Below are 13,256 nucleotides of genomic sequence, written 5' to 3' on the forward strand. Positions count from 1 at the left end.
GCCCCCGACCCCGCGCACCCCGTCCTCTGGCTCAGCCCCGAGCTGGAGATGTCGGCCGGCAAAGCGATGGCCCAGGCCGGGCACGGCGCCCAACTCGCCTGGTGGGAACTGTCCGAGACGGAGCGCAAGGCCTGGCACGCGGCCGGCTTCCCGCTCGCCGTACGCACCGCCGCCCCCGCGCACTGGCGCGCGCTCACGGCCGCGGGCCTTCCGGTGGTCCGCGATGCCGGATTCACGGAGATCGCTCCGGGCAGTGCCACCGTGGTCGCTGATCATCCGGCACTGCGGAGCTGAACAATCGAGCACCTGTCCCCGTATCTTCCAGTGCCCGCCGAGCGAGTTGAGCCGGCCGGTCAACGGTGGATGTGGATACAGCGGTGTCATATATCGGTTCGGAGGCAGCACATTGTTGCGACGCATCAACGGTACGGCGCTCATCATCGCGGCACTTGTCGCCACGGTGGGGGCGCTGGCCTTCCCCGTCTGGTCGTACGCCGACCGTTCCGGGACCGGGCAGGCCAATCTCAACGCCTCGTCCGTCGCGACCCAGTGGGGCCCGCTCTCCGCGACCGACCGCGATCTGCTGATCAAGGTGCGGCTGGCGGGGCTCTGGGAGCTGCCGGCCGGGCAGCAGGCGATCGAGCGCGCGCCGAGCCAGGCCATCAAGGAGTGCGGTGACCACCTTGTCGTCGGCCACACCGATCTGGACAAGCGGGCCCGCGATGTGGCGGCCAAGCTCGGTATCGAGCTGCCGAACCAGCCGAACGAGCAGCAGCAGGGCTGGCTCAGAGAGCTGTCGGCGGCGACGGGCCAGGAGTACGAGCGCAAGTTCGCGAATCTGCTGCGGAACGCGCACGGCAAGGTGTTCTCACTGATCGCGCAGGTACGGCACACCACCAGAAACACGCTGATACGCCAGCTCGCCTCCGACGCCAACCAGACCGTGCTCGACCACATCACGATGCTGGAGGCCACCGGTTTCGTCGACTTCGACAGTATCGCCAACGAGGCGGCGGGCACCGCGACCGCCAGCCCGACCGGCCCGCCGCCCCCGGACGGGAACCTGCCGCCGGCCCCGTCGCCCGCCGAGCCGACCGGCGACCAGTCCTTCACCTCCCTGCCCTCGACCCAGCCGGGCGCGCCGACCGCCATCAACACGAACCGGCCGGAGCCGGGAGCGGAGCCAGGGGCGGAGCCGGGAACGGACGTACCGGTTCCGTAGCGTGGAGTTCCGTCCACCGGCGGATACGGCGGATGCCTGCGCGCGGGATCCTGGGCCCTCGGCACCTGAGCCTCGCGCCCGGGAACCTCAAATCGACCTCTGAACGTCCCCCTCTGCGGATTCGCCGGCGCCCGGCGGGGTCATCACCCCTGCACCGTTGCGCTGTCGCGCACGACGTAGGGGGAGCCATGAGCAACACACCACATCTGGGGATCGGAATCGGCTGGCGCCCGGAGATCGCGGACGCGGTGGAAGCACTGCCCGGGGTCGACTGGGTCGAGGCGGTCGCGGAGAACCTCTGCACCGGCCATCTTCCCGACTCGCTCGTACGGCTGCGCGAGCGCGGCGTCACGGTCGTGCCGCACGGGGTCTCGCTGGGCCTCGGCGGCGCGGACCGGCCCGACGCGCGGCGGCTCGCGGACCTGGCGGAGCGCGCCGCGGCGCTGGGCTCCCCGCTGGTCACCGAGCACATCGCATTCGTACGGGCCGGGGGGCCGCGCACCGCGTCGCCCGCGCTCGAAGCGGGCCATCTCCTGCCGGTCCCGCGGACCGAGGACGCCCTGCGCGTGCTCTGCGAGAACATCCGCATAGCCCAGGACGCGCTGCCGGTGCCGCTGGCCGTGGAGAACATAGCGGCGCTGGTCGCGTGGCCCGGCGAGGAGATGAGCGAGGGGCGGTTCCTGGCGGAGCTGGTGGAGCGGACCGGCGTACGGCTGCTGATCGACGTCGCCAATCTCCACACCAACCAGGTGAACCGCGGCGAGGACCCGGCAAAGGCCCTGGACGAACTGCCGGTCGAGGCGATCGCGTACGTCCATGTCGCGGGCGGCGTCGAACGCGACGGCGTCTGGCACGACACCCACGCCCACCCCGTCACCCGCCCGGTCCTCGACATACTGGCGGACCTGCGCTCCCGCGTCACCCCGCCGGGCGTGCTGCTGGAACGCGACGACGACTTCCCGCCGACGGCGGAACTGGCAGCGGAACTGACCACGATCCGGCAGACGGTCAGGCTCACGGACGCGAGTGCGGGCGCGGACGCGGGAACCGGCCGGGGTACGGGTACGGGCGAGCCCGCCGCCGCGCCCGCATCGCCCCGACTCCCCAGCGGGGAAAGCGAATCGTCCGACACCGGAGCCGCTCGGGAGCGGCTCGCCCTGCGGGAGGCCGGTCTGCTGTCCGCGCTGGTCGCCGGGGCGCCCGCGCCCGAGGGGTTCGATGCCGAGCGGCTGCGGGTGCAGAGCCGGGCGCTCGCCGTCAAGCGGGCCGGAGTGATCGCCAAGGTCGCGCCCGAGCTGCCGGAGATCCTGGGCGGCGGCTTCCGGGCCGCGTTTCTCGCGTACGCCGCGGACCGGCCCATGCGGGACGGCTACCGCCGGGACGCGCTCGACTTCGCCGAGCATCTGCTGTTCGACGGGCGGCCCGAGGACCCGGTCGCCCGGCGGCGGTTGACGCTCTGGTGGGAGGAACGTGCCGGGGCACGGCCGCCGCGCCGGGCGACCCGGCTCGTCCGCAGAGCGCGTGCCGCGCTGATCGGGCGGTGACCACGATGACAACCTTCCTCGTCGTGCTGGTCCATCTCGCGGTCGCCGTCTCGTCCGTCCTGCTCGTCACCACCGTGGTCCGGCTGCGCGGCCGGAGCGCGGGCGGTCCCGTCCATGACGTGCTGGAGGCCGCGTTCCTCGGCGGCGGGCCCGGCCGGGTCGTGGACGCCACGATCGCCGGGATGCAGGCGGACGGGCGGCTGGCGGTCGGCGGGCCCGGCATCGTCCTCATACCGCACCCCGTCGCCAGGAACCCGGTGGAACAGGCCGTGCTCCAGGAGCACGCCACCGCGCCCAACGGCGCCCTGCACACCCTCCGTCTCGCGGTGATGCGCGGCCCGGCCGTTCAGCAGGTGGGTGACGCGCTCGCGGCCCGGGGGCTGCTGGTGACCCCGGCGGAGGCGCGCGGGCCGCGGCGCTGGGGTGTCACGCAGGGGGTGGTCTGTCTGCTCGCCCTGCCACTGTGCTTCGTCCTGGCCGTCTTCACCTTCGTCGAGAGCTCCGGACCCGGCTTCGGCAGCCCGATCGCCTTCTCCCTGCTGCCGACCCTGTTCGTGGGCTCGATCACCGGGATGGTCTGCGCGTCCGTGACCGGGCGGCGGATCACCGGAGCGGGGCTGCGGGCGATGCGGGCGTTCGTCGCCGCGCATCCGTACGGCGGGACTGCCTCGGCGGCGCATCTCGTCGCGGCGCACGGCATCACGGCGCTGCCCGATCCCGTACTTCAGCAGCAGTTGCGGGCGGCGGCCCGGCTGCGGTCCGGGCGTGACTTCTCGCCCGCGGATCACTCGTCCCTCGCGGTGGTGACGTGGTGCTCGGGCGCTCAGCCCGGTTCCGGTACGGGGTGCGGTGGCGCGGGATCCGGCTGCGGCGCGAACTCCTGCGGAGGCACCGGAGGTTCCGGAGGTTCGGGCGGCGGCGACTCCGGCGGCGGGGGCAGTAGCTGCGGCGGCGGAAGCAGTTGCGGGGGCGGAAGCAGCGGAAGCAGCTGTGGCGGCGGGAGTTCCTGAGGCCGCGCCCCGCGCGCCGTACGCGCACAACGCCGCCTGTGCCGCACTCCGGAGGAGCCTCCGGAGTGGCCCGGGGGCGCATCGGGGTCATTGGCCCCGACACCGCTCCCGGGTCCTTGTGCGGCCCGTCCCGTCTGCTGACCCTCTGTCGTGCGGTGGATTCCCCCGACCGCACGCACGAAGGGAACGCGATGCGCGCAGTAGTGAAGTACGGGGCACTGACCGCCCTCGGCTCCCTGGTCCTGTCGGCCCTGGCCGTCGCCCCCGCCGACGGGGCGGACAGCCCGGTCCCCGGCGCTCCCGGAACGGCCACCCGTACCGGCCCTGCCAATAGCCACACCGCTGCCGCCCTCGACCCCGATTCCGCCGCCGAGGCCCGTGGCACCGCCCGTGCCGCCCACCGCGCCGCAGCCGCCGGTATCCGCTTCGGCCCCTGCCCCAAGGCCGAGATGCTGCCCGCCCCCGTCACCTGCGGCAGGGTCGAGGTCCCCCTCGACTACGCCCGGCCGGACGGCCGGAAGATCCGTCTCACCGTGAGCCGTGTCCGCGCGAGCGGCAAGGCCGCCACGCGGCAGGGCGCGCTGGTCTTCAACCCCGGCGGCCCCGGCGCCTCCAGCATGTACTTCCCGATGGCCGCCGAACTGCCCGAGTGGAAGCGGATCGCCGCCGCGTACGACATCGTCGGCTACGCCCCGCGCGGAGTGGGCCGCTCCGCCCCGCTCTCCTGCGAGAACCCGGCGGACTTCAGCAAGGCCCCGACCCAGTCCCCGGTGCACCCCTCCGAGTCGTACAAACGGGAGCGGATCGCCGAGGCCAAGGCGTACGCACGGGGCTGCGCCGAGCACGCCGGGGCCGCCCTGCCCCACTTCACCTCGCTCAACAACGCCCGCGACCTCGACGTACTGCGCGCGGCCCTCGGCGAGAAGCGGCTGACCTTCATGGGCGCCTCGTACGGCACCTACTTCGGCGCCCTCTACGCGACGCTGTTCCCCTCGCATGTGCGCCGGATGGTCTTCGACTCGGCGGTCGATCCGGACCCGCGGCAGATCTGGTACGGCAACAACCTCACGCAGTCGGTCGCGTTCGAGCGCCGCTGGCTGGACTTCCGTAACTGGATCGCCAAGCACGACAGGACGTACCACCTGGGCACCACCCCCGAGGAGGTGCAGCACAGTTACGAGAAGGTGCGCGCCGGAGTCGCCATGGAGCCGGCGGGCGGGAAGGTGGGCCCGGGACAGTTGCAGGCGGCGATGCTGGGGGCCGGGTACTACGACGACTACTGGGCGATGCGCGCCACGGCACTGTCCGAATACCTCAAGGGCAATCCGGCGCCGCTGGCCGCGCAGGCCTCCCTCAGGCCGGTGGCCGCCGCCGACAGCGAGAACGGCAACGCCGTCTACACGGCGGTCGAGTGCAATGACGCGCCCTGGCCGACCGACTGGCGGATCTGGGACCGCGACAACACTGAACTGGCGCGCCACGCACCGTTCGAGACCTGGGACAACGTCTGGATGAACCTGCCGTGCGCCTACTGGCCCGCGCCCCGGCAGCAGCCCCTCGACGTCCGCACCTGGCCGGGCGAGCTGCCCCCGACGCTGATCCTCGCCGCCGAGCGCGACGCGGCCACACCGTACGAGGGAGCGCTCGAACTCCAGCGACGCCTCGCCGGTTCCGCGCTGGTCACCGAGCGGGACGCCGGTACGCACGGGATCGCCGGCGGCGGCAACACCTGCGTCAACGCGTACATGGAGGACTATCTGCTCCGGGGCGAGACACCGCCGGCACGGCACGCGGAGTGCGCGCCGCACCGGGAGCCCAACCCGGTGTCGCTGGAGGAACGGCCGAGCAGCCGCAAGCTGCCGCCGATCGTCTGATCTCCCGGGCGGGACGGCCGTCCGCGACGGCACACACCGGACCGACCGGCGCGCGCGAGGCCCCGGGTCCCGCCCCGACCCGGGCCTACGCCAGTCCGGCGATCAGATCCGCGACCGACTTGCGGCGGCCCGTGTAGAACGGGACCTCCTCGCGGACATGCATCCGGGCCTCCGAGCCGCGCAGATGGCGCATCAGGTCGACGATCCGGTACAGCTCGTCGGCCTCGAAGGCCAGCACCCACTCGTAGTCGCCGAGCGAGAACGACGCCACCGTGTTGGCCCGTACGTCCGGGTAGCCGCGCGCCATCTTGCCGTGGTCCGCGAGCATCCTGCGGCGGTCCTCGTCGGGCAGCAGATACCAGTCGTACGAGCGTACGAAGGGGTAGACGCTCACATAGGCGCGGGGCGTCTCGTCGGCCAGGAAGGCCGGTACGTGCGACTTGTTGAACTCGGCGGGCCGGTGCAGCGCCATGTTCGACCAGACCGGCACCAGCGCCCGCCCGAGCCGGGTGCGGCGGAAGCGGTTGTACGCCTCCTGGAGCTCGTCCGAGGTCTCGGCGTGCCACCAGATCATGAGATCGGCGTCGGCGCGCAGCCCGGACACGTCGTACGTCCCGCGTACGGTGACGTCCTTGGCGCCGAGCTGGTCGAACAGTTCCTGGACCTCCTCCGCGTAGCCGGTCCTGTCCTCGGGCAGCACATCGCGCAGTTTGAAGACGGACCACAGCGTGTAGCGGATGACCTCGTTGAGGTCCTTGGCCTTCTTGCCCGCGTTGGGGGTCTTCTCCGGTGCAGCAGTCATACGTCTATTCTCCCGCGCCCCGGCCGGTGCCCCACGCCAGGGTCGAGGTGGCGGTGATCTCGTCGGCGGCGCGCCGGGCGCTCGCCACACAGGCCGGGATGCCGACGCCGTCGTACGCCGCGCCGCAGAGCCGCAGGCCGGGGAGCTTGGCGACCTCCTCGCGGATCCGCGCCACCCGGGTCTGATGTCCCACGGGGTACTGGGGCAGGCCGCCGATCCACCGCGTCACCTCGGTGGCCACGGGGCGCGCGGTGAGGCCGGTCGCCGCGCCGAGGTCGCGCAGGGACACCTCGACCAGATCGGCGTCGTCCTGGTGCACCTGCTCCTCCTCGCCGTACCGTCCGATCGAGGTACGGAGCAGGAAGAGGTCCGGCGCGGCGTCGGCGACCCAGCCCCACTTGCGGGTGGAGAAGGTGGACGCCTTGATGGTCCGGCCGTCGACGGGCGGTACGAGAAAGCCGCTGCCGTCCGGCAGCACGGCGGCGTCGGAGCGCCGGAAGGCCATGGTCACCAGCGCCATCGAGGCGTACTCGACCTCGGCGAGCCCGGCGGAGGCGGCCGGGGACTCCTCGGCGAGCAGCGCGGAGGCGGACCAGGCGGGGGTCGCCAGGATCACGCCGTCGGCGGTCAGCACACTGTCGGTGGTACGGATCCGCCAGCCGTCGGGGGTCCGGGAGAGCCCGTGGACGGGGGTCTCCATCAGGATCCGGCCGCCCCCGGCCCGTACGGCGTCGGCGACGGCGCCCGGCAGCCGGCCGACCCCGCCCTCGATGCCCGCGAAGACCGCACCGCCCGGCCGCTGGGCCGCGGCGGCCTTCGACTGGAGGTCACGGACGCTCTCCAGCAGCGAGTCATGGGTCCTCAGCGCCTCGAAGAGCTGGGGAACGGCCGCCTTCATGGAGATGCGGTACGCGTCGCCCGCGTACACCCCGCCGAGCAGCGGCTCCACCAGCCGGTCGACGACCTCCCTGCCGAGCCGCTCCGCGACATACGTGCCGACCGACACGTCGTCGCCGACCTCCGCGGGCGGCAGTTGGCCCTCCTGGGCGATCCGGGCGAGGCCCTCGTCGGAGAGCAGGCCCGCGAGCGCGGCGGGATCGCCGGGCACGCCCATCACATGGCCCTTGGGCATGGGGCGCAGCTCGCCGCGGGTCCAGACGGAGGCGTTGGCGTTGGCGGGCGGCTGGAGCCGGGCACCGAGCCCGACGGCCTCGGCCAGTTCGACGGCCTCGGGTCTGCGGGCGAGCATCGACTCGGCGCCGAGGTCGACGGGCGCGCCCTCGATCTCGCCCGCGTACAGCTTGCCGCCGAGCCTGCTCGTGGCCTCCACGAGCGTCACCTCGACCCCGGCGCCGAGCAGCCGGTGGGCTGCCGCGAGACCGGCGATTCCGCCCCCGATGACCACGACATGACCCGTATGTGTCTCCGCGTGCTGCGCGCTCGGCTCCATGCCCCCACTCTCTCAAACCCGTACCGAGGCCCGTAAACCCGGACCGGGTCCGGCGGGGTCCCGTACCGAGGTCCGTAACGAGTCCCGACCGTGACCCCTTCGGAACCGGAAACGGGCAACCCGCGCAGGGGCCTCGGACGTCGAACCGGCATCATCCGCTTTTCGCTCAGGGGGGCCGGTATGCGCAGGATGCCCGCGTTCGCGGCAGCACTACTCATGATCTCGCTCGCACTCGCCGGATGCGGTGCGGGCAGCGACGACAACGCCGGCTCTGACGCGGCCAAAGCGGTTCCGGCGCAGCAGGACGGGCAAGAGGGCGCGGCGGGCGCCGGGGCGGCGGACCGGGCGGCGCAGGCTCCGGGCAGCGAGGAGCAGCCGACGACTGCGCCCTCCCGGGCCGGGACGCATGTGATCCGCACCGCCGAACTCACCGTGCGTGTGAAGGACACCCAGAAGGCACTTACCGTCGCGCGCACGGCGGCCGAGGATGCCGGGGGCCTGGTGGAGAACGAGTCCACCGAGCGCACCGAGGACGCGTATGTGACCTCACGCATCGTCCTGCGGGTCCCGCAGGACGCGTACGACTCGGTCCTCGCCGAACTGGCCGGTACGGGAACGCTGTTGGCCCGCAAGGCGAACGCCGAGGACGTCACCGACCAGGTGGTCGACGTGAACAGCAGGATCGCCTCGCAGCGGGTGAGCGTCGAGCGGATACGGGAGTTGATGGACCGGGCCACCACGCTCGGCGATGTGGTGGCGCTGGAGGCGGAACTGAGCACCCGTCAGGCCGCGTTGGAGTCGCTGCTCGCCCAACAGGCGTCGCTCAAGGACCGTACGACGCTGGCCACGATCACCCTGGAGCTGTCCGAGGCCCCGGTGGTGAGGTCGGCCGGGAAGGAGGAGGACCCCGGCTTCCTGGACGCGCTGGCCGGCGGCTGGGGCGCGTTCACCGCGACCGTGCGGTGGATCGCCGTGGTCCTGGGCGCGGTGGCGCCGTTCGTGGGGGCGCTGGCCGTGCTGTACGGGCTGTGGCGGCTGGCGCGCCGACTGCTGCCGGTGACGGGGGCGCACGGCGGCCTGCCCGCGACGGGCCGACCGGCGGGTCCGGTGGCCGGCGGAGCCCCGGCAGTCCCGGCGGGTCCCCCGGTCCCGGCAGCTCCAGCCGGCCCTGCGGCTCCTATGGCTCCTGAGGGGCACAGGCCGGCCGGTCCCGCAGCACCGCCCGCAGGACCGCCTCCGCAGCGCGGGCCCGAGGACTGACCGACTGACCGCGCCGCGCCCGCTCGGCCCGCGTAGCGTTCCCCGAGGACACACGGCGAAAGGGACGCGCAATGGCGGCGGAGCGCATGGTGGTCATCGGCGGCGATGCGGCGGGGATGTCCGCCGCATCGCAGGCCCGCAGGATGCGAAGCCCGGAGGAGCTGGAGATCGTCGCCTTCGAACGCGGCCGGTTCACCTCGTACTCCGCGTGCGGCATCCCGTACTGGGTCGGCGGCGAGGTGACGGACCGCGACGAACTGATCGCCCGCACCCCCGAGGAGCACCGCGCCCGCGCCATCGATCTGCGCACCCGCACCGAGGTCACGGAGATCGATGTGCCCGGGCAGCGGGTGCTCGCACGGGATCTCACCGACGGTACGGAGAGCTGGACCGGCTTCGACAAACTGGTGGTCGCCACCGGCGCGCGCCCCGTGCGGCCCCCGCTGCCGGGCATCGACGCGCCGGGCGTGCACGGCGTACAGACCCTCGACGACGGCCAGGCGCTGTTGGACACCCTCGCCGGTACAAAGGGCCGGCGCGCGGTCGTCGTCGGCGCGGGCTATATCGGTGTGGAGATGGCCGAGGCGCTGCTGAAGCGCGGTTACGAGGTCACCGTCGTCCACAGCGACGAGCAGCCGATGGCCACGCTCGACCCGGACATGGGCCGGCTGGTCCACAAGGCGATGGACGGGCTGGGCATCACCACCGTGGGCGGCACACCCGTCACCAAGATCCTCAGCGGGCAGGACGGCCGGGTCCGGGCCGTGGCGACGGAGGACGCCGAGTACCCGGCGGATGTCGTGGTGCTCGGTATCGGTGTCCGGCCGGAGACCACGCTCGCCGAGGCCGCGGGGCTGCCGCTGGGGGCGTACGGCGGGCTGCTCACCGACCGGTCGATGCGGGTGCGCGGCCACGAGAACATCTGGGCGGGCGGTGACTGCGTCGAGGTCCTCGACCTGGTCTCCGGCGCGAACCGCCATCTCGCCCTGGGCACCCACGCCAACAAACACGGACAGATCATCGGCGGCAACGCGGGCGGCGGGTATGCCACGTTCCCCGGCGTGGTCGGTACGGCGGTGAGCAAGGTCTGCGACCTGGAGATCGCCCGTACGGGGCTGCGCGAGAAGGACGCCCGCCGGGCGGGGCTGCGGTTCGTCACCGCGACCATCGAGTCGACCAACAGCGCCGGTTACTACCCGGGGGCGGCCCTGATGACGGTGAAGATGCTCGCGGAGCGGCGTACGGGCCGGCTGCTGGGCGTCCAGATCGTGGGCCGTGAGGGCTCGGCCAAGCGCGTGGACATCGCGGCGGTGGCACTGACCGCGGGCATGACGGTGGAGCGGATGACCACCCTGGACCTCGGCTACGCCCCGCCGTTCTCCCCGGTCTGGGACCCGGTCCTGGTGGCCGCCCGCAAGGCGACCGCAGCGGTACGGGCCGCGGGTATGTAAGCGGGTATGTGAGGCGGGCACATACAGGCGGGTATGTGAGGCGGGCATATAGGGGACACGCACATGTGCCCGGACACCATGGGTGCCGGGCACATGGATGCGGACCCTGCTCAGCGAGCGGTGTGCGTATGGACGTACTCCGCGAGCCGGGTAAGCGCGTCCGGGTCCGTGCTGGGCAGCACCCCATGGCCCAGATTGAAGACATGCCCCTCCAGACCGGCCGCCGCGTCCAGCACCTCCTGGGCCTTCGTCTCCACCACCGCGGTAGGGGCGAAGAGCACGGCCGGGTCGAGATTGCCCTGGAGCGCCTTGCCGGGCCCGACCCGCCGGGCCGCCTCGTCGAGCGGTACGCGCCAGTCCGCGCCGACCACATCCGCGCCGGCCTCGCCCATCAGCCCGAGCAGCTCGCCCGTACCCACACCGAAGTGGATCCGCGGCACACCGTACGCGGCGACCGCGTCGAAGACCTTGGCCGAGGCCGGGAGCACGGAGCGCCGGTAGTCGGCCGGGGCCAGCGCGCCCACCCATGAGTCGAAGAGCTGCACCGCGCTCGCGCCGGCCTCGATCTGCACCTTGAGGAAGGCCGCGGTGATGTCCGCGAGCCGGTCCAGCAGCTCGGCCCAGAGCACCGGATCGCCGTACATCATGGCCTTGGTGTGCTCGTGGTTGCGGGACGGGCCGCCCTCGACGAGATAGCTCGCGAGGGTGAAGGGCGCCCCGGCGAACCCGATGAGCGGGGTGGCGCCCAGTTCACCGGTCAGCATGCCGATCGCCTCGGTGACATACGAGACGTCGTCGGGCGTGAGGTCGCGCAGCCGCGCGAGATCGCCCCGGCCGCGGATCGGGTCGGCGACGACCGGGCCGACGCCCGGCTTGATGTCGAGGTCGAGCCCGATGGCCTTGAGCGGCACGACGATGTCGCTGAAGTAGATCGCCGCGTCGACCTTGTGGCGCCGTACGGGCTGGAGGGTGATCTCGGTGACCAGCTCGGGCCGCATACAGGACTCCAGCATCGGAATCCCCTCGCGGACCTTGAGGTATTCCGGCAGCGAGCGGCCCGCCTGCCGCATGAACCAGACCGGCGTGTGCGGGACCGGTTCACGCCTGCACGCCTTCAGAAAGGCCGATTCGTACGTCTTCGTCTGCTGGCCCCGGGGCCGGTCAATGGCGCTCACGCCCAGAATCTTCGCACGTACCGGCAAGCCGCCGCCCCGGCCCGGGTGTCCCTCCCTGCGCGAGGCGCGCGTTCCGCCTACTCTTCCCCGCATGGCCGCGGCTCAGGGACAGTTTTCCGATCATTCCAACGGCACCGAGGGAACGGACGGCACGGAGGGGGGCTCCGTCCCTTCCGCGTTCCGTACGGCGGTCGAAGCACTGCGGTCGGCCCGGCCGCGTCCCGGGATCGAGATCGAGCCGACTCCGCCGCCCAAGCGGCTCGCACCGTATGCCCACGCCCTGGAGGCGACCGTGGTCGACGGCGACGACGATCTCGCGGACGGCCGGCTGATCCTGCTGCACGACCCGGCCGGGCACGAGGCCTGGCACGGTACGTTCCGGCTGGTGACGCTCGTACGGGCGGAACTGGAGCCGGAGATGGCCACCGACCCGCTGCTGCCCGAGGTGTGCTGGTCCTGGCTGACCGGCGCCCTGGAGGCGCGCGGGCTGTCGTACGACGAGGCGAGCGGCACCGTCACCCGGGCGGGCTCGTACTACTTCGGCGGTCTGGCCGAGCGCAGGCCGGCCACCCAGATCGAGATCCGGGCGTCCTGGACCCCGCGCGAGGCCCGGGGCGGGGCGCCCGACGCCGCGGCGCATCTCGCGGCCTGGTGCGATCTGCTCGGCCAGGTCGCGGGGCTGCCGCCGACCGCCGCCGGACCGGTCCAGGGAGCGGCGGAGACGGGCTCGGGCGCGGGTGTGGTCTCCCTGCCCCAGCGGCGCGGCCCGCAGGTCTCCTGACAGCCCCTCACCCCCCGTACACCACCGCCCGGCGGGTCCCGCACGCCCGCCGTCTCCCCGGGACACCCACAAACGCCCTCCACGCGCGTCGACGCGACGGGGCGGGTCATAGGATGATCGATCACCCGTCCGAATTGCCCGAATTGTTACTCACCAAATCGTGATCATTCCCTAAAGGCGGGCGGTATTGCTGCCGAAGAGGTCAATGACCCTTCAAACACGGTTCGCCCCGGCTTCATCCCCCAGAGCCGGCTCCGTCCCGCACCTTCCCAGGAGGCCTGGTGTCCGTTCTCCTCGAGCAGCCCGCAAGCCTGGTCGCCTACCGCCCGAACAAGCCGACGGCCATGGTCGTCGTGGCCGACCCACGCGTCCGCTCCACCGTCACCCGCCACCTGTGGGCCCTTGGAGTACGTGACGTCATCGAGGCGTCGTCCATCGCGGAGGCACGCCCCCGCGTCGGCAACCCGCGCGACATCTGCGTTGCCGACGTCCACCTGCCCGACGGTTCCGGGCTGACCCTGCTGTCCGAGACCCGGGCGGCCGGCTGGCCCAACGGCCTCGCCCTCTCCGCCGCCGATGACATCGGCGCGGTGCGCAACGCCCTCGCGGGCGGCGTCAAGGGCTATGTCGTGACCGGTACACGTACGAACATCGGCCACCCCACCCGCCCCGGCGCCGTCCCCCATA

At 72.7% G+C, this 13,256-nt stretch carries 11 protein-coding genes and 1 pseudogene; 9 read left to right on the top strand and 3 right to left on the bottom strand.

Annotated elements, in window-relative coordinates:
• The 5 genes from WH07_RS25970 to WH07_RS25990 all read left to right on the top strand — a co-directional run.
• Nucleotides 1-294, top strand: a 294-nt coding sequence (locus WH07_RS25970) for a peptidyl-tRNA hydrolase (RefSeq protein ID WP_046504819.1), incomplete at its 5' end; no start/stop codon positions are given.
• A gap of 115 nt (nt 295-409) precedes the next feature.
• On the top strand, nt 410-1,222 hold the full coding sequence (locus WH07_RS25975) for a DUF4142 domain-containing protein (protein ID WP_198533892.1): 813 nt from the start codon (nt 410-412) through the stop codon (nt 1,220-1,222).
• A 188-nt stretch (nt 1,223-1,410) separates the two neighbouring features.
• Complete coding sequence (locus WH07_RS25980) at nt 1,411-2,766, top strand: DUF692 domain-containing protein (RefSeq protein WP_046504824.1); 1,356 nt, start codon at nt 1,411-1,413, stop codon at nt 2,764-2,766.
• Nucleotides 2,767-2,771: 5 nt separating this feature from the next.
• Entirely contained in the window at nt 2,772-3,776 is a 1,005-nt protein-coding gene (locus WH07_RS25985; protein WP_106409682.1) for a TIGR04222 domain-containing membrane protein, read from the top strand.
• Between the two features lie 191 nt (nt 3,777-3,967).
• The gene (locus WH07_RS25990; RefSeq protein ID WP_046504831.1) at nt 3,968-5,650 is read left to right on the top strand and encodes an alpha/beta hydrolase; all 1,683 of its coding nucleotides are present in this window, start codon (nt 3,968-3,970) and stop codon (nt 5,648-5,650) included.
• An 85-nt stretch (nt 5,651-5,735) separates the two neighbouring features.
• Here WH07_RS25990 and hemQ read toward each other — a convergent pair whose 3' ends face one another.
• Both hemQ and hemG read right to left on the bottom strand, forming a co-directional pair.
• Nucleotides 5,736-6,452: a hydrogen peroxide-dependent heme synthase gene (hemQ, locus tag WH07_RS25995; RefSeq protein WP_046504833.1), complete on the bottom strand. Its 717-nt coding sequence runs from the start codon at nt 6,450-6,452 to the stop codon at nt 5,736-5,738.
• Between the two features lie 4 nt (nt 6,453-6,456).
• On the bottom strand, nt 6,457-7,902 hold the full coding sequence (gene hemG / locus WH07_RS26000; RefSeq protein WP_046504835.1) for a protoporphyrinogen oxidase: 1,446 nt from the start codon (nt 7,900-7,902) through the stop codon (nt 6,457-6,459).
• Between the two features lie 180 nt (nt 7,903-8,082).
• On the opposite strand from hemG, the gene WH07_RS26005 reads away from it, so the two are divergent.
• Complete coding sequence (locus tag WH07_RS26005; protein WP_079023566.1) at nt 8,083-9,162, top strand: DUF4349 domain-containing protein; 1,080 nt, start codon at nt 8,083-8,085, stop codon at nt 9,160-9,162.
• 71 nt (nt 9,163-9,233) lie between these two features.
• Nucleotides 9,234-10,613: an FAD-dependent oxidoreductase gene (locus tag WH07_RS26010; RefSeq protein ID WP_046504837.1), complete on the top strand. Its 1,380-nt coding sequence runs from the start codon at nt 9,234-9,236 to the stop codon at nt 10,611-10,613.
• Nucleotides 10,614-10,723: 110 nt separating this feature from the next.
• Here WH07_RS26010 and hemE read toward each other — a convergent pair whose 3' ends face one another.
• On the bottom strand, nt 10,724-11,788 hold the full coding sequence (gene hemE / locus WH07_RS26015) for a uroporphyrinogen decarboxylase (RefSeq protein ID WP_046504848.1): 1,065 nt from the start codon (nt 11,786-11,788) through the stop codon (nt 10,724-10,726).
• Between the two features lie 91 nt (nt 11,789-11,879).
• Here hemE and WH07_RS26020 point away from each other — a divergent pair, with 91 nt between their 5' ends.
• Nucleotides 11,880-12,569: a DUF3000 domain-containing protein gene (locus WH07_RS26020; RefSeq protein ID WP_046504840.1), complete on the top strand. Its 690-nt coding sequence runs from the start codon at nt 11,880-11,882 to the stop codon at nt 12,567-12,569.
• 281 nt (nt 12,570-12,850) lie between these two features.
• Nucleotides 12,851-13,256: pseudogene (locus WH07_RS26025) on the top strand (response regulator); the annotation flags it as partial.

Origin of the sequence: Streptomyces odonnellii, assembly GCF_000981895.1 — a bacterium.
Classification (GTDB): domain Bacteria; phylum Actinomycetota; class Actinomycetes; order Streptomycetales; family Streptomycetaceae; genus Streptomyces; species Streptomyces odonnellii.

Coding starts and splice junctions, on each gene's coding strand:
- hemQ (WP_046504833.1), bottom strand. CDS start 6,452: ATGACTGCTGCACCGGAGAAGACCCCCAACGCGGGCAAGAAGGCCAAG.
- hemG (WP_046504835.1), bottom strand. CDS start 7,902: ATGGAGCCGAGCGCGCAGCACGCGGAGACACATACGGGTCATGTCGTG.
- WH07_RS25980 (WP_046504824.1), top strand. CDS start 1,411: ATGAGCAACACACCACATCTGGGGATCGGAATCGGCTGGCGCCCGGAG.
- WH07_RS26010 (WP_046504837.1), top strand. CDS start 9,234: ATGGCGGCGGAGCGCATGGTGGTCATCGGCGGCGATGCGGCGGGGATG.
- WH07_RS25990 (WP_046504831.1), top strand. CDS start 3,968: ATGCGCGCAGTAGTGAAGTACGGGGCACTGACCGCCCTCGGCTCCCTG.
- WH07_RS26020 (WP_046504840.1), top strand. CDS start 11,880: ATGGCCGCGGCTCAGGGACAGTTTTCCGATCATTCCAACGGCACCGAG.
- WH07_RS26005 (WP_079023566.1), top strand. CDS start 8,083: ATGCGCAGGATGCCCGCGTTCGCGGCAGCACTACTCATGATCTCGCTC.
- WH07_RS25985 (WP_106409682.1), top strand. CDS start 2,772: ATGACAACCTTCCTCGTCGTGCTGGTCCATCTCGCGGTCGCCGTCTCG.